17 protein-coding genes are annotated in these 17,782 nt (G+C 70.8%); 5 read left to right on the forward strand and 12 right to left on the reverse strand.

Going from position 1 to position 17,782, the window contains the following annotated elements:
- Positions 1 to 446: 446 nt before the first annotated feature.
- The 3 genes from ACZ60B_RS40525 to ACZ60B_RS40535 all read right to left on the reverse strand — a co-directional run bounded on the left by ACZ60B_RS40525 (position 447) and on the right by ACZ60B_RS40535 (position 3,583).
- Complete coding sequence (locus tag ACZ60B_RS40525; protein WP_469396512.1) at positions 447 to 785, reverse strand: zf-HC2 domain-containing protein; 339 nt, start codon at positions 783 to 785, stop codon at positions 447 to 449.
- Positions 786 to 1,019: 234 nt separating this feature from the next.
- Entirely contained in the window at positions 1,020 to 1,715 is a 696-nt protein-coding gene (locus ACZ60B_RS40530; RefSeq protein WP_469396516.1) for a response regulator, read from the reverse strand.
- Positions 1,712 to 3,583, reverse strand: a complete 1,872-nt coding sequence (locus tag ACZ60B_RS40535) for a sensor histidine kinase (RefSeq protein ID WP_469396518.1) — start codon at positions 3,581 to 3,583, stop codon at positions 1,712 to 1,714. Before ACZ60B_RS40535 ends, ACZ60B_RS40530 begins: the two co-directional genes overlap by 4 nt.
- Before the next feature lie 473 nt (positions 3,584 to 4,056).
- Here ACZ60B_RS40535 and ACZ60B_RS40540 point away from each other — a divergent pair, with 473 nt between their 5' ends.
- The gene (locus tag ACZ60B_RS40540) at positions 4,057 to 4,830 is read left to right on the forward strand and encodes a protein kinase family protein (RefSeq protein ID WP_469396522.1); all 774 of its coding nucleotides are present in this window, start codon (positions 4,057 to 4,059) and stop codon (positions 4,828 to 4,830) included.
- A gap of 81 nt (positions 4,831 to 4,911) precedes the next feature.
- Here ACZ60B_RS40540 and ACZ60B_RS40545 read toward each other — a convergent pair whose 3' ends face one another.
- Positions 4,912 to 5,400, reverse strand: coding sequence for a carboxymuconolactone decarboxylase family protein (locus ACZ60B_RS40545; RefSeq protein WP_469396524.1), 489 nt, complete (start codon positions 5,398 to 5,400; stop codon positions 4,912 to 4,914).
- A gap of 282 nt (positions 5,401 to 5,682) precedes the next feature.
- On the opposite strand from ACZ60B_RS40545, the gene ACZ60B_RS40550 reads away from it, so the two are divergent.
- A complete protein-coding gene (locus tag ACZ60B_RS40550) occupies positions 5,683 to 7,419 on the forward strand; it encodes a subtype B tannase (RefSeq protein WP_469396525.1) in 1,737 nt (578 codons plus the stop codon).
- A gap of 121 nt (positions 7,420 to 7,540) precedes the next feature.
- Here ACZ60B_RS40550 and ACZ60B_RS40555 read toward each other — a convergent pair whose 3' ends face one another.
- Positions 7,541 to 8,029, reverse strand: a complete 489-nt coding sequence (locus tag ACZ60B_RS40555; protein ID WP_469396529.1) for a MarR family winged helix-turn-helix transcriptional regulator — start codon at positions 8,027 to 8,029, stop codon at positions 7,541 to 7,543.
- 176 nt (positions 8,030 to 8,205) lie between these two features.
- On the opposite strand from ACZ60B_RS40555, the gene ACZ60B_RS40560 reads away from it, so the two are divergent.
- On the forward strand, positions 8,206 to 9,570 hold the full coding sequence (locus ACZ60B_RS40560; RefSeq protein WP_469396531.1) for a pyridoxal phosphate-dependent decarboxylase family protein: 1,365 nt from the start codon (positions 8,206 to 8,208) through the stop codon (positions 9,568 to 9,570).
- A 52-nt stretch (positions 9,571 to 9,622) separates the two neighbouring features.
- Here ACZ60B_RS40560 and ACZ60B_RS40565 read toward each other — a convergent pair whose 3' ends face one another.
- A complete protein-coding gene (locus ACZ60B_RS40565; protein ID WP_469396533.1) occupies positions 9,623 to 10,738 on the reverse strand; it encodes a MerR family transcriptional regulator in 1,116 nt (371 codons plus the stop codon).
- Between the two features lie 113 nt (positions 10,739 to 10,851).
- Between ACZ60B_RS40565 and ACZ60B_RS40570 the strand changes: the two genes are divergently transcribed.
- Positions 10,852 to 11,652, forward strand: a complete 801-nt coding sequence (locus tag ACZ60B_RS40570; RefSeq protein ID WP_469396537.1) for an inositol monophosphatase family protein — start codon at positions 10,852 to 10,854, stop codon at positions 11,650 to 11,652.
- A gap of 17 nt (positions 11,653 to 11,669) precedes the next feature.
- Here ACZ60B_RS40570 and ACZ60B_RS40575 read toward each other — a convergent pair whose 3' ends face one another.
- The 5 genes from ACZ60B_RS40575 to ACZ60B_RS40595 all read right to left on the reverse strand — a co-directional run bounded on the left by ACZ60B_RS40575 (position 11,670) and on the right by ACZ60B_RS40595 (position 15,978).
- Positions 11,670 to 12,710: a hypothetical protein gene (locus ACZ60B_RS40575; RefSeq protein ID WP_469396540.1), complete on the reverse strand. Its 1,041-nt coding sequence runs from the start codon at positions 12,708 to 12,710 to the stop codon at positions 11,670 to 11,672.
- 115 nt (positions 12,711 to 12,825) lie between these two features.
- The gene (locus ACZ60B_RS40580) at positions 12,826 to 13,299 is read right to left on the reverse strand and encodes an SRPBCC family protein (protein WP_469396542.1); all 474 of its coding nucleotides are present in this window, start codon (positions 13,297 to 13,299) and stop codon (positions 12,826 to 12,828) included.
- Positions 13,300 to 13,495: 196 nt separating this feature from the next.
- Positions 13,496 to 14,017, reverse strand: coding sequence for a hypothetical protein (locus ACZ60B_RS40585; protein WP_469396543.1), 522 nt, complete (start codon positions 14,015 to 14,017; stop codon positions 13,496 to 13,498).
- A 17-nt stretch (positions 14,018 to 14,034) separates the two neighbouring features.
- Positions 14,035 to 14,871 (reverse strand): Rieske (2Fe-2S) protein, encoded by an 837-nt coding sequence (locus ACZ60B_RS40590; RefSeq protein ID WP_469396553.1) that lies wholly within the window; start codon positions 14,869 to 14,871, stop codon positions 14,035 to 14,037.
- 135 nt (positions 14,872 to 15,006) lie between these two features.
- Positions 15,007 to 15,978, reverse strand: a complete 972-nt coding sequence (locus ACZ60B_RS40595) for an LLM class F420-dependent oxidoreductase (RefSeq protein WP_469396545.1) — start codon at positions 15,976 to 15,978, stop codon at positions 15,007 to 15,009.
- Between the two features lie 172 nt (positions 15,979 to 16,150).
- On the opposite strand from ACZ60B_RS40595, the gene ACZ60B_RS40600 reads away from it, so the two are divergent.
- Entirely contained in the window at positions 16,151 to 17,242 is a 1,092-nt protein-coding gene (locus tag ACZ60B_RS40600; RefSeq protein WP_469396548.1) for a glutamate--cysteine ligase 2, read from the forward strand.
- 37 nt (positions 17,243 to 17,279) lie between these two features.
- Here the strand turns inward: ACZ60B_RS40600 and ACZ60B_RS40605 are convergent, their stop codons facing one another.
- On the reverse strand, positions 17,280 to 17,534 hold the full coding sequence (locus ACZ60B_RS40605) for a hypothetical protein (RefSeq protein WP_469396551.1): 255 nt from the start codon (positions 17,532 to 17,534) through the stop codon (positions 17,280 to 17,282).
- Positions 17,535 to 17,782: the final 248 nt, after the last annotated feature.

Below are 17,782 nucleotides of genomic sequence, written 5' to 3' on the forward strand. Positions count from 1 at the left end.
GCTCGCCGGGGACCGTGTGGTGCTGGTCGGTCCTGGCATGCGGAGGCACCGTGACCCGGTGGGGGCCGTGGTGCCTGGCGACGTCCTCAAGACAAGCAGGCCGAAGAAGCGTCCGCAATGACCCCATTTACTAGTTGCCGTCGCATTGGGGTGTTTGTCGGTTCGTGTGAGCCGGCTCTCGATCCGCAGCTCAGGGGTGGTGGTCGCGCGGGCAGGTTCCTCTTTTGATCTCCTATCGCGGGTAGTGGGTGACGTGGGTCATGTGGGGTGCTTCACCGGTCCCGCAACACTGCGTGCATCGGGGTTCACGGTGGGGGACAGAGAAGCCCGCCTGTCCGCGAAGGGTCACCGATACGGCGCGGGCGGGAAGGCTCGTGTCGCCTCCCGCCCCGCAGCCGCCCGTACGACGGACCGGAACTCCTCCTGACCTCGGCTGATCCGCGGCGTCACCTGACGTACGCCATGCGGTCGACCCACTGGGACAGGGTGAGGGAAGTGGACCAGGCCCTGGCGGCGGCACCCCGACCGTGGCGCTGGCGCGGGGCGGCCCGGTGGGGACCGGACGGGTGCGAGCGCGGCTGCGGGCAGAGCCGGGGGGCCAGGGCCTCGCGGAGCGAGGAGAGGTGTGCGGCGACCGCGGCGAGGCAGTGGTACTCGTCCCGGCACGCGGTGCAGACGTCCAGGTGGGCGACGACGGTGCCGGCCTGCTCGGGCGGAAGGAGCTGGAGCGCGTGCTCGGCGAGAAGGTCGTGGACTGCGCGACATGCGTCGTGGTTGGTGGCCATGTCGGATCCTCTCCGTACTGCGACGCCCGACCGCCCGGGCATTCCACAAGGTCCAGCAGGTTCAGGCGGCCGTGCAAAGCATGGATTCAGCCCTTGTGGCGCATTCCAAGACTGGCCGACGACGGTCCCTGTGCGCGTCGTCCCCCCGCAGTGATTGCCGGGTACTGCGGACGCAGTACCCGGCAGGTCGGACTGCTCCGCCCGCGCAGGCGGGGGTGCTCGGCCGGTCCTTCGTCATACGGAGAGGGGAGACGGACCGCGATCAGCCGTCGCGTTGACCAGGCCGCACTGATACGCGATGACGACCAGCTGGGCCCGGTCGCGGACCGCGAGCTTGCTCATGGCGCGGTTGACGTGCGTCTTCACGGTCAACGGGCTGACGAACAGACGTTCGGAAATCTCGTCGTTCGACAGGCCGAGCGCGACGAGGCTCATCACGTCGCGTTCCCGGGGCGTGAGGCAGGCCAGCTGCTGGTGGACCGCGCCCGCACAGGGTTCGGGCTGCGCCAGGAAGCAGGTGATCAGGGCGCGCGTGGCCGCCGGGGACAGCAGCGCCTCACCGGAGGCAACGGTGCGGACGGCGTCGAGGAGCTCGTCCGGTTGTGCCCCCTTGCCGAGGAAGCCGCTCGCACCGCGCCGCAGGGCCTCGGCGACGTACTCGTCGTTCTCGAAGGTGGTCAGGATGAGCACCTTCACCGCCGCCAGATCTTCGGCCTCGCTGATGGCACGGGTGGCGTCCAGGCCGTCCATCCCGGGCATCCGGATGTCCATCAGCACCACATCGGGGTGCCGGGTGCGCGCCAGTTCCACGGCTTCGTGGCCGTCCGACGCCTCGCCCACGACCTCCATGTCCTCCGTGGAATCAAAGAGGATCTTGAAGGTGCCACGTAGCAGCGCCTGGTCGTCGGCGAGCAGAACGCGGATCGTCATGTCCGGACCTCCGGTAGTGCGTGTGGTGCCCCGCCGCCCGCTGTCGTGGCGGCGCGCAGGGGTAGTTCGGCGATCACGGCGAATCCGCCCTCGGGCCGTTCCTGTGCGGTGAGCGTCCCGCCCACGCTGGCTGCCCGCTCCCGCATGCCGATCAGCCCGTGGCCGGTGCCCTGGCGCGGTTCCTGCGAGAGCGTCCGGCCGTCGTCCTCGACGGTGACGGTCAGCCACCGGGGGGTGTAGCTCAGGCGCAGCCGGGCCTTGTCCGCGCTGCCGTGCTTGCGCACATTGGTCAGGGCCTCCTGGATGATGCGGTAGGCGGCCAGATCGGCCGCGGGGGCCAGCGGCTGGGTCGTACCGTGACAGGTGTACAGGACATTGAGCCCGACCCGTTCGAGCGAGGCGAGCAGAGCGGGAATCTGTTCCAGACCCGGAATGGGGCCGCGCGGTGCCTCGCAGTCGCCGGACTGCCGCAGCAGGCCCACCGTGACACGCAGCTCGTCCAGTGCCGACCGGCTGGTCTCCTGGATGTCCTTGAGGGCGGCGACGACCTGATCCGGTCGCTGGTGTCCCACGTGGGCCGCCACACCGGCCTGCGCATTGATCAGGGCGATGTGATGGGCGACGACGTCGTGCAGCTCACGCGCGATCCGGACCCGTTCGGCCGCCACCCGCTGCTGAGCCTCCTGCTCACGGGTCCGCTCCGCGTGCTCCGCCCGTTCCTCCACGGCCGTGACATAGGCCCGGCGCGAGCGCACTCCGTCCCCGACCGCCGCCGGCAGGGCCGTCCAGGCCAGCATTCCGACGTTGTCCGGTTGCAGCCCGGAACCCGGGTCGTGGAACAACGCCGCTCCGATCAGCACGGTGGCCGAGGCCGAGGCCACGCTCAGGGCCGTGCGGCGGTCCGTCAGCGTGGCCACCGAATACACGGACACGATGACCGGACTGGTCACCACCGGACTCTCCCGGAACCCCAGCAACTGGAACGCCACCCCGCAGCAGACCGCGCAGGCCATCACGGCGAAGGGGAAGCGGCGACGCCACAGCAGCGCGAAGCAGCCGATGCCGGCCAGCAGGACGGCGGACCACCGCACGACGAACCGGTGCTCGTGCGGGAGGAACGAGGCACCGATGACGGACAGCACGAACAGCACCGACACACCCAGCACGGCACGAACCGCGCTCCGGGGTCCACGCTCGCGCGCATTGCTCACTGCCATGGCATCACCGTAAGGACGCCGGTTGCGCGCCGCCGGGCCGAAGGACGACGTCCACACCTGAATTCCCGGCCCCAGCAGGCCGGTCGGGCGATCGGCGCAACTGGCCTCTTCGAGTGACAGGCCGGGGGCTGACGGCCTCGTACCGCCGGACAGTGGATGGTCTGTGGGCGTCGGGTGCTCACGCCGAGCGGGACCCGGCGTCCGTCGGGATGACGGCTGCCGCCGCCGCGATCCCGCCCGGGCGGCGGTGACCGCGGCCGACCGGACGAGAACCGCAGGACAGGCCTGACGCTCCGGATCCGGCCCTCGGGACAGGAAGAACCAGACGGAGGACGCGAGCGCCACCGCCATGCCCGCGCCGTCCACGGCCATGCCCGCGCCGGCGATGGCCATCGTGACGCCGGGCGGCAGTGTGTCGCAGGCGTCGCCGCCGTACGCGTTGTAGAAGCCGACCCCGACCGCACAGGCGATGACGATCAGCAGGCTGCCGGTGGCGATCCGCTGCACGACCGGGGTGTGGTCCGGGGCCGTGTAGTCCCCACCCGTCGGCGTGATGATCTGCCCGTCCCGGTTCCGGGTCACTCCGCGTCCGCCGAGAGGACGATCGAATAGAACATCAGGATGGTGGACACCGAAGCGGCCAGGGCGCACACCAGTTCCTCGGTGGTGGCGCGGCCGGCATTGCCGGCGTCTGTCCGGCTGAGCGGACGTCGAGTGAGCGCGACACCGAGATGACGACGGCCGTGAACGAGAACCCCGTCAGTACGCCGATGAGTTGAGAGAGCAACGCCGTGGTCGCGCCCATGTCGAAGGAGATGCGGCAATCCATTCGTCCCCCAGCAATGGATCTCAGCGCTGATCTGCCGGGACCGTCCCCCCGTGACAGGAGGGGCGCCTCCTCGGCGTGTTGTCCGCGTCAGCCGACGCTGCCGTACTCCACGGGGAAGTCCGGGGGCCGGGGTCGGCTGAGTCCGTCGACCGCGAGGGCGTCGCTGCGCAGCATCAGCTGCCGATGTGACGGCGAGAAACCGACCACGCGGTGGCGCTGTTGTCGTCCGGCTCGGAACCTCGATTGCCGGGCATCGCCGCCCGCCCCCTTATGATCATCTGGCACCAAATGAACCATGGGGAGACGTATGTCGTACAACCAGCCGCCGTTTTCGGAGAAGTCGGCCGGCCGGCCCAAGTGGGCCCGCAAGCGCGTCGCGGTCCCGGCCGCGCTGCTCATCTTCTTCGTCGGTGTCGGTATCGGGTCCTCCGGCAGCGACCAGGACAGGACCGGCGCCGACGCGAAGGCCGGGCCTCGGCCGACGGTCACCGTCACACAGACCGCGGCCCGGGCCGCCGAGGCCGAGGACACGGTGAAGAAGGCCGAGGACACGGTGAAGGGCGCCGATCCGGCCACCGACGGCGACGCGAAGGCCGCCGTGCCGAAGTTCGTCGGCATGGGCCTCCAGTCGGCGCAGGACAAGGCGCAGGCGGCGGGCTTCTACACGCTCACGTCCCACGACGCTCTCGGGCGTGCCCGTATGCAGGTCCTCGACCGCAACTGGAAGGTCTGTTCGCAGAGCACCGCCGCCGGGAAGACCGTGTCGACCGGCACCGAGCTGGACTTCGGCGCCGTGAAGCTGGAGGAGGACTGCCCGGCCCAGGACCGGAGCGAACCGGCGAAGGCCGGCAGCAGGATGCCGGACTTCGCCGGGAAGTCGGTGAAGGCCGCCCGTGCGGCGCTCGACAGCGGCACGTCGATCACCGTCACGGACGCCTCCAGCGACGACCGATTCGTCCTCCTCGAGTCGAACTGGCGCGTCTGCACGCAGAAGCCCGCCGCCGGCGCCTCGCTGTCCGGTCGGCCTGTCGAGTTCACGGCGGTCAAGTTCGGCGAGTCCTGCCCGTAGCCGGGACCGGCGCCCCGGTCACCGGCCGGGACCGGCGCCCCGGTCACCGGCCGCGGCCCGCGCGGTCGCTGACCGGCCGGGTCAGTCCCACTGTTCGTCCGCGAGGGAGCTGACCGGCTGCGGTTTGCCGATGACGGCCAGGGCGATGAAGAAGCCGATCTGCCCGATCGCGATCGTGAGGGTGGCCAGTGCCTTCTGGTCGTAGTGCCGGGCCACCTCGGCGTACAGCGCGTCGGAGACGCGTTCCCGGCCGTGCGGGGCGGGTTGCAGGGTGGCCTCCACCAAGGCGAGGGCGGCCCGCTCGGCGTCGGTGAAGTAGGGGGCGTCCTGCCACGAGGAGACAGCGGTGATGCGTTCCTCCGACTCTCCGGCCTTGCGCAGGAAACCGGTGTTGAGGACCGTCAGGTAGGTGTTGCCGACGATCTGACCGGCGCGCAGATGGACGAGGTTCATCGTGGTCCGCGGTACCGAGTGGTTGCCCGTGGCCCGGAAGAGGGCGGCGCTGATGTCGTTCAACTCGGGTACGAACTCGGCCGGGTTCGGCATCCGGGAGATCGAGGCGTTCGGCATGACTGCACTCCTTGGTGTCCGTCAGGTCGGTGACTTCACCGACCTGACGGACCGGCTCCCCGAGATGTGACAGCCATGACCCGTCCCCAGATTCATAACAAAAATGTCGGCTAGATCGCTGTGCATATTGTTAACAATCTTGTAGCGTGCGTGACGCCTTCGCTCGACGCATCTGCGAAGCACTCGGCTCTCAACGAGGGGAGACCCCATGTGGCGGCTCTCGGCGTCCCCCGGACGCTGCGCACGTTCACACACCTCACCGGTATCGAGGAAGGACGCCCTGTGACCCGGAAGCGGCTGCTGAGAAGCGTGGCGATCGCGGGCTCCCTCGCCCTCACGGCCGTCGTGATCCCGGCCTCCTTCGCGGAGGCTTCCGGGGCGGCCCCGGCGCACATCCGCGGCCAGGCCGCGGATCCGGAGGACGCCGCGCTGGCCTTCGACTCCGCCGCCTATACGACGATCACGGTCACCGTCGACGGGCGGCCGATGAACGTACGCTGGTACAAGGAGATCTGCTACGTCGCGAAGCCGGTCGCGGCGGCGGCACAGCAGTCCGGTGGCCCCGGCGGCGGCAGCACCACGATCGAGAACACCGCCTGCGGCTACCAGAGCATGAACGTGTTCGTCCCCGAGAGCGCCTTCGACGACCAGCAGGCGCCGATCTACTTCGCGGTGAACAACGCGGGCTGGATGGCCAGTTACATCAGGGCGAGCGTGACCGGCGGCGCGTCCTACAACAGTTCCACGAGCAACGTCGGCGCCGCGCTGAAGGCCGGATACGTCTTCGTCGATGTGGCCGACCGAAGCCGTGGACTGGTCGGCGCCGACGGCGCGGCCCCCGGCAAGGCCCCCGCCGCGGCGGTCGACGCCAAGGCCGCCGTCCGCTACCTGCGCCTCAACGACGCCGCGATGCCCGGCAGCGCCGAGCGGATCGTCATCAACGGGACCAGCGGTGGCGGCGCGCTGGTGTCGATCCTGGGTGCGTCCGGCAACAGCAGGGAGTACGACCCCTACCTCGCCCAGATCGGTGCCGCGGGCATCGACGAGAAGGGCCGCAGCACCCTGCGCGACGACGTCTTCGCGGTCAACGCGTACTGCCCGATCACCGACCTCGGCAACGCGGACAAAGCGTACGAGTGGCTGTACGGCATCCTAGGCACCCGTGACACCACCGGCGAGAACCCCTCGCCCGAGGACGCCGCCGCGATCGCCGCCCAGTTCCCCGCCTACGAGAGGAGCCTGGGGCTGCGCAACTCCGACGGTTCCAAGCTCACCGCCGCGAACATGCTCGACGCCGTCGAGCAAGAGGTCGTCCGCTCCGCGGAGACCTATATGAAGGCCGACCCCGCCCACACGATCCCGCAGCTCGGCGAGGACTTCGTCATCACGTCCGGTGGCTTCGGCGGTCCGCCCACCACCAAGTCGTACGTCAACGACTGGATCGACGTCGACAACGCCACCGACGAGGTGCTCTCGGTCGACATGACGAAGTACCTCGCCTTCGTCGCCACCCAGGCCACGCTCAAGACGACGCCCGCCTTCGACGCCGTGGGCGTCGACGGGAACACCACCAGCGGCACCGAGACCAACCTCTTCGGGCCCCCGACCCAGAAGTACATGAACTACACCCAGTACAGCTGGGACCACAACAACGTCGCGGGCGACGGCAGCGGGATCGACGACACCGGCCTGACCTGGGCCCAGTACACCCGAAAGGCGAGCACCACCGTCGACGACCAGATCCATCTGATCGACCCGATGGACTTCATCGGCACCGGCGCCGACACCGCGCCGAACTGGTACGTCCGCAACGGCACCCGGGACCGCGACACCTCGTTCATCGTCTCGGTCAACCTCGACCGGGCACTCGAGGCGGACCCGCAGGTCAAGGACGTCGACTACCAGCTCGCCTGGAACCAGCCGCACGCCGGCAACTACGACGTGCCCGAGGCCATGGCCTGGATCGCCGAGGTCGTCCGCAAGGCCGGAAACCCCCTCGCGCCCGGCCGTCACGGCTAGGCGGTCCACTCGCCCGGCCCGAAATTCCAGTACCTCGGACTTGCCTCCGCGGCCCGGGTGCTGATCGATATCGAACCCGTGAGGGCCCGCCGTCCGGCGGGCCCTCACGGCACGGAGCCGGTCAGGTGTCGTCGCGCAGTGCTGTGTCGATCCGGCCCAGAGCGGCCGTCAGGCGCTGGTAGTCGTCGGCCGTCAGTGGCTCGACGAAGTGCTTCTCGACCACCTCGGCGTGCACGGCCGCGGCGCGCAGGAAGACCGTACGTCCGTGGAGGGTCGTCTCCACCAGCGTGACCCTGCGGTCCGAGGGCGAGGGGACGCGGTCGACGAGGCCCGCCTCCTCCATGCGGTCGATCAGCCGGGTGGTGCCGCTGCTGGTCAAGGTGAGGTCGTCGGCGAGGTCCCGCTGCGACACCTCCTCGCCGGGCCGGCGGCAGAGCCGTATCAGGACCTCGAGCATGGTGTGGCTGATCCCGCACGTGTGTCGCAGCTCGCTGTCGATCCGCTGTTCCAGGCGGGTGGCGGACTTGATCAGCAGGCCGAAATCCCGGACCACTCGGCTGTTGGCGGCCTGGGCGGCGGCTTCGTCGCCGGGCCGGGGGGTGGCGTTCATCGTCGGCAGTTTACTGCTGTCTCATCTACTGACCACGCAATCACCGATCCCTCGATCGCTGAACAGTCAACTGCCGATCCCTCGATCACTGATCAGTCAATCACTGACCAATCGATTGCTGAGTAGTCAACTAATACCTACGATGGGAGGGCACCCGCGAGAGAGGGAGATCAGTCGTGGACCTACAGCACTGGCTCGGCCGCGCCACCGAGGCGGTACAGGACTGGGCCGACACCTTCGGCACCTTCGAGCCCCACGCCGCACTGGCGGTGGACGACGACCGCTTCGCGGCCGTCTTCGGGGAGTTCACCGGGAGGTTGAGGGACAACTATCCGTTCTTCCACCCGCACTACGCGGGCCAGATGCTCAAGCCCCCGCACCCCGCCGCCGTGGTGGGCTACCTCACCGCGATGCTCATCAACCCCAACAACCACGCGCTGGACGGAGGCCCCGCAACCGCCGCGATGGAACGCGAGGTGGTCGCCCGCCTGGCCGGGATGTTCGGCTACGGCACCCACCTCGGGCACCTCACCACCAGCGGCACGATCGCCAACCTCGAGGCCCTCTTCATCGCCCGCGAGCTCCACCCGGGGCGGGGGATCGCCCACAGCGCCGACGCCCACTACACCCACGGCCGCATGTGCCACGTCCTGGGAGTGGCGAGCCATGCCGTGCGCACGAACGCCCGGGGCCGGATGGACCCGGAGGATCTGGAACGGGTGCTGCGCACCGGGGAGGTCGGCACGGTCGTACTCACCGCGGGCACCACCGGCCTCGGCGCCGTCGACCCCGTCGACGACGTGCTGCCCCTCGCCCGGCGGTACGGCGTGCGGATCCACATCGACGCCGCCTACGGGGGATTCTTCACGCTGCTCGCCGGGGCCGACGGCCCGGAAGGCCTGTACGCCGGACCCTGGCGCGCCATTGCCGAGTGCGACTCGATCGTGGTCGACCCGCACAAGCACGGTCTCCAGCCCTACGGCTGCGGTGCCGTCCTGTTCCGTGACCCCGAGGTGGGCCGCTTCTACCTGCACGACTCGCCCTACACGTACTTCACCTCCGCCGAACTGCATCTGGGGGAGATCAGCCTGGAGTGTTCCCGCGCCGGCGCCTCCGCGGCCGCCCTCTGGCTCACCTTCCAGCTCCTGCCGCCCACGCCCGAGGGCCTCGGCCGGGTCCTGGCGGCGGGCCGACGCGCCGCGCTGAAGTGGGCCGACCTGATCACGGCGTCCGACCTGCTGGAGCTCTACCAGCCGCCCGAACTGGACATCGTCGGCTACTTCCCCCGTGTCGTCCCCGCCTCCCTCAGCGGCGTCGACGCGGCCTCCGGACGGGTCCTCGCCGAGGGCATGACCGGCTCGGAGCCCGTCTTCCTGAGCACACTCAAGGCCGATCGCAAGGCGTTCACCGCCCGTCATCCCGGGATCGCCGCGGATGCCGACGGCGCCCGGATCCTGCGCAGCGTCCTGATGAAGCCGGAGTCCGAGCACCACGTCGACCATCTGCACGCACGCGTCGAACAGCTCGTGCGCGCCCGCTGACCACGTCGGGCGACACACTCGGTCCCTCTCGCGGCGCTCGGGCGTACGCGGTTCAGGCCACGAGCAGCCGGAGACCGAGCTCCGCCGCGTCGAGGGCGACGAGATCGCGGTTGCGCTCGGCCCACCGGCCCGAGGCGAGGTCCTCACGGAGGCTGTCCACCGCCCGCCGCTCGGCCTGCGGACCGACCCTGGTCCACACGGACACCGCGCGACGCACCTGTTCGTCCAGGTACGCCTCGGGCCGGCGCCAGTAGGCCTCGAAGAAACCGTCGGCGCAGTCCCAGGGAATCAGCACCGGCTCCGCGCGGCCCCCGATCGCGCGGGTCAGGTCGGCCAGTGAAGGCCAGTCGACCAGAAGTTCGGCGAACTCGGGCAGGTAGTCGCGGCTGAGCCAGAACCGCTCACGCCGCTCGGTGTCACCGGCGTCGTAGGTGACCACCACCACCCGGCGGGCCACACGCCGCATCTCGCGCAGCCCGGCGATCGGGTCCCGCCAGTGGTGAACGGTGCTGAAGGCCATCGCCGCGTCGAAGGACTGATCCTCGAACGGGAGGCTCTCCGCGGCGGCGGCCACGCACGGAGCCGCGCCCGCGGGCCGCTGGGCCCGCATGACCGCCGACGGCTCCACCGCGGTCACGTCGCGGTCCGATGGCTCGTAGGAGCCGGTGCCTGCGCCGACGTTCAGTACCGTCCGCGCGTCCCCGAGGGCCTCCCAGACCCTCGCGGCGATGCGCGGCTCGGTGCGGCGCGTCGCCGGGTAGTCGGATCCGATGGTGTCGTACAACTGCGAACCGAGCGCCTTCAGTTGTTCCTCCGGTGTCGTTCTGATCCCCATGGCGCGTGCCTCCAGTTCCCGGTCGATGGCCGTCACCGTCGCGGCGGCGCGGTCGCGCTGCTCCATGAGCAGGCCGCGCAGCCGGCGCAGGTGCGCGACCGCGTCGGTGTCAGGGTCGTCGACCAGATCCGCGATCTCCCGCAGTCCGAAGCCGAGTCGCCGATAGGCGAGCACCTCCCGCAGCCGCTCCACGTCGTCCGCCGCGTAGGCCCGGTATCCGGCCGCGGTCCGCGCGGACGGCCGTACGAGGCCGATGGCGTCGTAGTGATGCAGCGTGCGGACGCTCACGCCGGCCAACTCCGCCACACGTCCCACGGTCAGGTGCTCTTCCATGCCCCCGACAATGCGGCATGACGCCGCGTGAGGGTCAAGCGGCCCGTCCTGGCGGCGCGTTGGTCCCCGTCACACCACCGTCGCGCGCCATCTCCCGCGATAGCCTCCACCGCGTGATCAACTCCCATGCAGGCCTCGACGATTCCGCGGTCGCGCTGGCCGCCGCCCGTGCCGGAGCGGACGTGGTGCGCACGCTGTACGGCCGACAGCTCACCCGCATCGACAAGGGCGGCGGAGACTTCGCCACCGCCGCCGACGTGGAGGCCGAGAAGGCGATCCTCGCCGTCATCCGTGCCGCCCGGCCCGATGACGCCGTGCTCGGCGAGGAGGGCGGGCAGCAGGGCGCCGCGCAGGCCGCGCGCCAGTGGCTGGTGGATCCCCTGTGCGGCACGCTGAACTACGCCGTCGGCAACATGCTGGTGGCCGTGAACGTGGCCCTGCGCGGCGGTGCGGCGGCGGTGGCCGACCCGTTCAGCGGCGAGGTCTTCTGCACCGACGGCGAGCGCGCCTGGGTGCGGCACGACGGTGCCGACGCCCCACTCGCGCCCACGCCCGCCACCCGGCTCGTGGACGTCAACCTGGACCCGCCCTTCCCCGGCGCGCCCGGCTTCCGGGCTGTCGACCTGCTGGCGGAGCCCGGCTTCGTGGCACGCTTCCGACCCCGCGTCGTGTCCACGACACTGGCATTGGCCTGGGTCGCCGCCGGCAAACGCGCCGCCTACGTCACCGACGGCCGTGACCTGTCCGGGAGCGTGCACTTCGCCGCCGGTATAGCCCTGTGCGAGGCCGCCGGCTGCGTGGTCACCGGGGTCGACGGCGCCCCGGTCGGGCCGGCCTGCCGTGGACTGGTCGCCGCGAGCGACCACGAGACCCACCGGCTGCTGATGACGATGATCCGCGATTGCGGCACCTGAGACCGCGACGGTCCGGCCTACTGGATGCTCCAGCGGTGCGGGTGGGCGGGATCGCCGGGACAGGCGAAGACGTTGAGTTCACCCCAGCGTCCCACGGTGACTTCGGTCGGACTCGCGTGCGGGTGCGGCGGCAGGCCTTGCTCCTCCAGCGGTCTCCAGCTGCCGCTGCCGCCGTCCCACTCCGAACTGTCGACGGTCAGCAGCAGCCGCATCGGCTGCGCGCAGGTGCGGCAGTCCATGGGGGCCGGGTCGGTGGTGTGCCAGGAGGCGTAGCCGCCGGCGCGCCAGCCCGGGGGGATCGACAGGTCGTACTGGTATCCGACCGGCTCGGTGTCCTCCTCGTCGGCCGCGTCCCCGGCCTCCTCCAGGGCTTCCTCCAAGGCCTCCTCCCAGGCGTCGATCCGGGCGCACAGGTCCTCCGGGAGGAGGCCTGCGAACGGGTAGGTGACCACCTGCTCCGGATGCAGCACGCACGGCTCCGGTACGTACCCGTCGTAGCCGACGACCTGTGGCTGCGGCGGTGCGGTCAGTATCTCGGCGACCTCCCAGGACCGGCGCCAGCGAAGGTCGAGCAGCATCCCGTGGCCGCTCGGGCCGTGCGCGTCGAAGGGGCACCAGAACACCTGGAGCAGATCGCAGTCGTCCGGCCCGGCCGGCAGGTCGGGAATCTCCCGCCGGTACAGCTGCGCGAGGCCGATCAGCGGCAGCGGATCCGTCGCGACGGCCCCCTCGACGTCGTGCTGCCGGTCGAGTTCGTCGAGCAGCCGGCGCTCCTCGTCGGTGGGGCCGGGGTTCGCTTCACGGCGCCGCGCGGAGGCAAGGATCTGCCGTTCCTGGTGGATGTCGGCCGGCCGGCGGCCGCGCGCGTGGCCGTGCGGCTCGGTGCACACCGGCCAGGGCTCGTCCGCCGGCCACAGCAGCGGACCGCCGACGGAACTCGTCGTGGCGTCCGGCCGCCCCGGGCGCGGATGGAGCCGGGTGGTGGTGCCTCGGTGGGCCGACAGCTCCGGGAAGAGCGCTTCGACGTCCAGCGGGCGCGGCGGTGTGGTTCTCGACATGCGGTCGACCTTAGACAACTGCCGCCCACTGTCCTCCGGCGCCTCGCCCCGCTCAGGAAGTCGCGCTCGCGCAGCCTTCGGTGTCTCCCCGCCACCCGGTCCCGTGCCGCTCTGCTCACATGGGAGTGCCGGAGTCTCCGGGACGGATGCGGCCGCGCCAGCCGGGGATGTCGCCGCCGCCTTCGACGTAGTCCTTGAAGCGGTGCAGATCTCCCTTGACCCGCCGGTCGATCAGGCCCAGCGCACTGGCACCCTTCTCGGCCGCGCCGGTGGGCTCCACCTCCAACGTGAGCTCCACCCGGGTGTGCAGGTCGTCCAGCCGCTCGAACCGGACCGACCCCCGCTGCCGGGTGTCGCCGCCGACGGTGCGCCAGGTGATCCGGTCGTCCGGCAGCTGGTCGACGATCTCCGTGTCGAACTCCCGACGCATCCCGCCGATGCTGGTGGTCCAGTGGTTGTGCCGGTCGTCGAGCTGCGTGACCTCGTCGACGCCCTCCATGAACCGCGGGAACTCCTCGAACTGGGTCCAATGGTCGTACGCCGTGCGCAGCGGCACCTCCACGTCGACCGCTTCCTTGACGGTGCTCATGAAATTCTCCTTGCCGACTTGCCGACTTGCCGACTTGCCGACTCGTCGGCGGCTGGTTGTTGTCATGACCGGCCGCACCACGCGTACCGGCCGTCTCGGATGTGCACGGCACCGAGTACCCGGCAGAGCAGCGTGAACCCAGATATCCGCCCACATTGCGAAGGGCCGGCCTGGGCACGAATCCGCCGGGTCGGAATCACGTGCCGGCGGACAGCAGCCGTGCGGGACCACGCCTGCGGGCCGGGGCGAACGCGGCGACGGCCGCGTTACGGCGTGCCGACTCGACCGTGGCGGCCTGCCGCCGGGCCCGTTCCAGCAGTGCCTTCAGCCTGGTCCCGTCCAGTGCCTTCGTCGGGGCGAACTGCAGGAGGGTCTGCCACAGCAGCGTCTTTCCCTCGATCCCCAGGCGAAGGGTCTCCAGCTCGGTGACGGTGCTCAACGCGGACCGCCCCCGCAGTCGCCCGTCGAGTTTGAGCAGGCGTGCCTTCTCGGCGACCCGTCCGGCGTACGCCTTGTGGCGCCGTTCCGGGACGCCGAGGTCGTCCATGAGTTCCAGCAGCGTCTGCCGGTCCTCCGCGATCTCGTGTGCCACGCGGCGCAGTTCACCTCCGTACGGTGAGTGACGCAGGTGCTCGGCGAGGTGACGGGACACGTGCTGTCCGGTGGTGGCGCCGGCCAGATGGTCGTTGAGGTAGATCCCCAGCAATTTGCGGTGCATGGCGGTCTCCAGGGCGTTCAGACCTGCGCGAGACGGACGTCGACGGCCCCGTCGGGGCTGATCCGGCAGATGAACGGCGGCTGGGGCGCGGTCGCCGGGCCCTGGACGTTCGCTCCGTCGGACAGGCGGAACCTGCTTCCGTGCCAGGGGCATTCGAGACAGCCCTCGACGACCTTGCCGTCGTGCAACGGCCCGTCCATGTGACTGCACCGGTCGGCCAGCGCGCTCAGACCGCCGTCCTCCGTACGCACCACGACCAGCGGCACCTCGTCGGCCGTACGCCGCACCAACTTGCCCACCGGGAAATCGTCCAGAGTCCCGATCCGGTGCCAGGCCGGTTCGACCAGCACCGGCACCGCCTCGGCGTGGTTGACCCCCGCGGCCTGCCGGTAGGCGAGATGGCCGCCGAGCACACCACCGACCGTGGCGATCGACAGGCCCGCGAAACCGAGCACCCGGCCCAGCGATCGCCTGCCGCCGACCCGCGCCAGCAGCGATCCGCCGTACAGGGCCACGGCCGTGATGTTCGCCGCGGCGTGGACCAGACCGACCCGGGCCTGCCGCGGGCGTTGTTCCGCCCAGTCCACCCAGCCGGCCAGCGCGGCCGGCCCCGCCGAGGCCAGGCCGACGGCCACGAGCCGGTCGGCGGCCCGCCGTTCCCCGGGGAACAGGTCGAGGAGAGCGGCCGAGCTCCAGGCCCCGATGGGCAGTTGGACCAGGACCGGGTGCAGGGGATGCCCGAGCCACAGACCGCGCAGTACGTCGCGGCCGCCGCCCAGCGGCAGCGCGCGCACCACTCGGCGGACGGCTGCCGCGGGCCTGTCCAGGGCCGCTTGGCGTTCCAACGCGTCCATGACCTTCGGCAGCGGGCTTCGCTGCGAGGCCGTCGTCTCACTCGCTTGTTGCGTCAGTCTCATGGGAACCGTCTTTCTTGTCCGGCCGCGGGCGGATCAGGAAGGTCCTCTTCACGCGAAGGCGTTGCGCAACGTTCACGCGAAGGCGTTGCGCAACGCCGGCAGCAGCGTCCGGTCCGACCACTCCAGGAACGCGGGCTGGCTCTCGCCACCGATCTGGACGAGGGCGATCTCGGTGAACCCGGCATCCGCGTAGGGCCGTACCGCCTCCACGAACGCGTCGGGATCGTCACCGCAGGGTACGGACGCGGCGACGTCGTCACGGGTGACGAACTCGGTTGCCGCGGCGAAGGAGTCCGGGTGGGGAAGTTCGGCGTTCACCTTCCAGCCACCGCCGAACCAGCGGAACTCGTCATGGGCGCGTGCGATCGCCGCGTCACGGTCGGGGTCGTAGCAGACCGGCAGCTGTCCGACGCGCGGCTTGCCGGTGCCGCCGTGCCGGTCGAACGCCTCCAGCAGTCCCGCGTCCGGCTCCGTGGCGATGACGAGGTCGGCGTATCGGCCGGCGAGTTCGCACGACCGGTCGCCGGACACGGCGATCCCGAGCGGTGGCGGCGTGGGCGGCAGATCCCACAGCCGGGCGGAGTCCACGGCGAAGTGGGGCCCTCTTCTGCTCACATGGCCGCCTGCGAACAGATCCCTGATGATGCCGACGGCCTCCTCGAACATCTCGTGACGCACCTCCACCGAGGGCCAGCCCCGGCCCACGACGTGCTCGTTGAGGTTCTCGCCGGAGCCGAGCCCGAGCCGGAAACGCCCCTGGGAGAGCAGTTGCAGCGTCGCGGCCTTCTGCGCGACGACCGCCGGGTGGTAGCGAAAGATCGGGCAGGTCACATACGTCATCAACGGAATGCGGTCGGTGGCCTGGGCGGCGGCTCCCAGGACCGTCCAGGCGTAGGGGGAGTGCCCCTGCGAACGCAGCCACGGAAAGTAGTGGTCGCTCGTCACCGAGAAGTCGAAGCCGGCCCGCTCCGCGCCCACGACGTGATCGACCAGTTCGCGGGGGCCTGCCTGCTCCGTCATCATCGTGTATCCGAATTGCACCATGGCCTCCGCGTCCCCGAATCGCCCGAGGCAAAACGAGCGGGTGGCGGCGCACCGCGGGACGTGTGCCCCGACTGCCGTAGGTGTCGACTTCTCCTCCCAGGGTAGTCGGGGTACCCCGGACCCGTGCGGTCCGGCGTGGGGCGGGACGGCACGGGCAGGAGGGTGGCAGCTGGTGCGCACTGTGGGAGTGGAGGAGGAGCTCCTTCTCGTGGATCCGGACAGCGGGGAACCGCAGGCCGTGTCGGCCGCGGTGCTCGCCCGGGCCAGCCAGGACGATCCCGGGCAGGAGGTGTTCGAGAAGGAGCTGTACGGGCAGATGCTGGAGTTCGCCACGCACCCGCAGTCGCAGATGGCGGACCTCGGCGCCGAGATCGTTCGCTGCCGCAAGGAGGCGGCGCGGTACGCGGGCGGGATCGGGTGCGCGGTCGCCGCGCTCGCCACGTCCCCGCTGCCGGTCAGCCCGTCGTTCACCATCAACGAGCGGTACCAGTGGATGGCCGAGCAGTACGCGATGGCCGCCCAGGAACAGCTCGTGTGCGGCTGCCATGTGCATGTCTCGGTGGAGTCCGACGAGGAGGCCGTGGCCGTGGTCGACCGGCTGCGGCCCTGGCTCGCGGTGCTGGGCGCGCTCAGCGCCAATTCGCCCTTCTGGCAGGGCCGGGACACCGGCTACGCCGCCTACCGCACCCGGGTGTGGCAGCGCTGGCCGTCTGCGGGGCCTACGGAGCCGTTCGGGTCGGCCGAGCGGTATCACCAGAGGGTGGCGGACATGGTGGCCAGCGGGGTCATCCTCGACGAGGGAATGGTCTACTTCGACGCCCGCCTGTCCGCGGCCTACCCGACGGTGGAGATCCGGGTGGCGGACGTGTGTCTGCGCGCGGAGACCGCCGTGCTGGTCGCCGCGCTGGCCCGAGGTCTGGTCGAGACGGCGTCCCGCGACTGGCGGGCGGGCAGACCCCCGCCCGACCACGGCGTCAGTCTGCTGCGGCTGGCCGCCTGGCAGGCGGCCAAGTCGGGCCTGGACCGGGATCTGCTCGACCCCGTGACCATGCGGCCCCGACCCGCCGTGGAGGTGGTGCGTTCGCTGGTGGAACACGTCGGGGACGCGTTGGACGCGAGCGGCGACGCGGCCCTGGTCGAAGCGGCTCTCGCCGGGCTGCTGCGCCGGGGAACCGGCGCGCGGGAGCAGAGGCTGTGCCTGGAGCGCACGGGCAGTCTGCGGGAACTCGTCGTCGAGTGCGTCGGGCACACCCAGGGCGACTGACGTGAGGCGCACGCCGTAGCGGGTCGGCGACCCTCCGCTACCGCGCCGGGACGAAGGGCCCGGTCGGCGGAACCGGGCCCTCGGCGTCGTCCGCCGTCGACTTCTTGCCGAAGTAGAACCAGACGAGGGCGGCGAAGAGCGAGCCGTTGAGCAGGAAGAGCACCCACAGCACCTTCGGTGCGAAGCGGACCCGGTCCGCGGGGGTGCGGACACAGTCGATCAGTGGCCACAGCGAGATCGCGGCGGCGAGGGCGATCAGCGCGAGGGCGGGCAGGTCCATCATGTGCAGCATCCGTCTTCCCCTTGCTCGGACTCGGGCGCCGACTCGGCAGCGGCGTTCACTCCCTCATCGGATGAGCCCCACCGATCGGTTCACGAACGAGCACGAGGGACGCGCCAGGGCTTCCGGGCCGGTCGAGGTGGAAGCCGGCCCGCGCCTTCGGGTACGACAAGGCCGCTGCTTCGTGTGAAGCAGCGGTCGGTGTCGCGTGTGATGCCCTGTTGCGGGGGCGGCTGGGTGTGCCCGGTACTGGTGGGTTT

Source organism: Streptomyces sp. NPDC104096 (assembly GCF_055584385.1).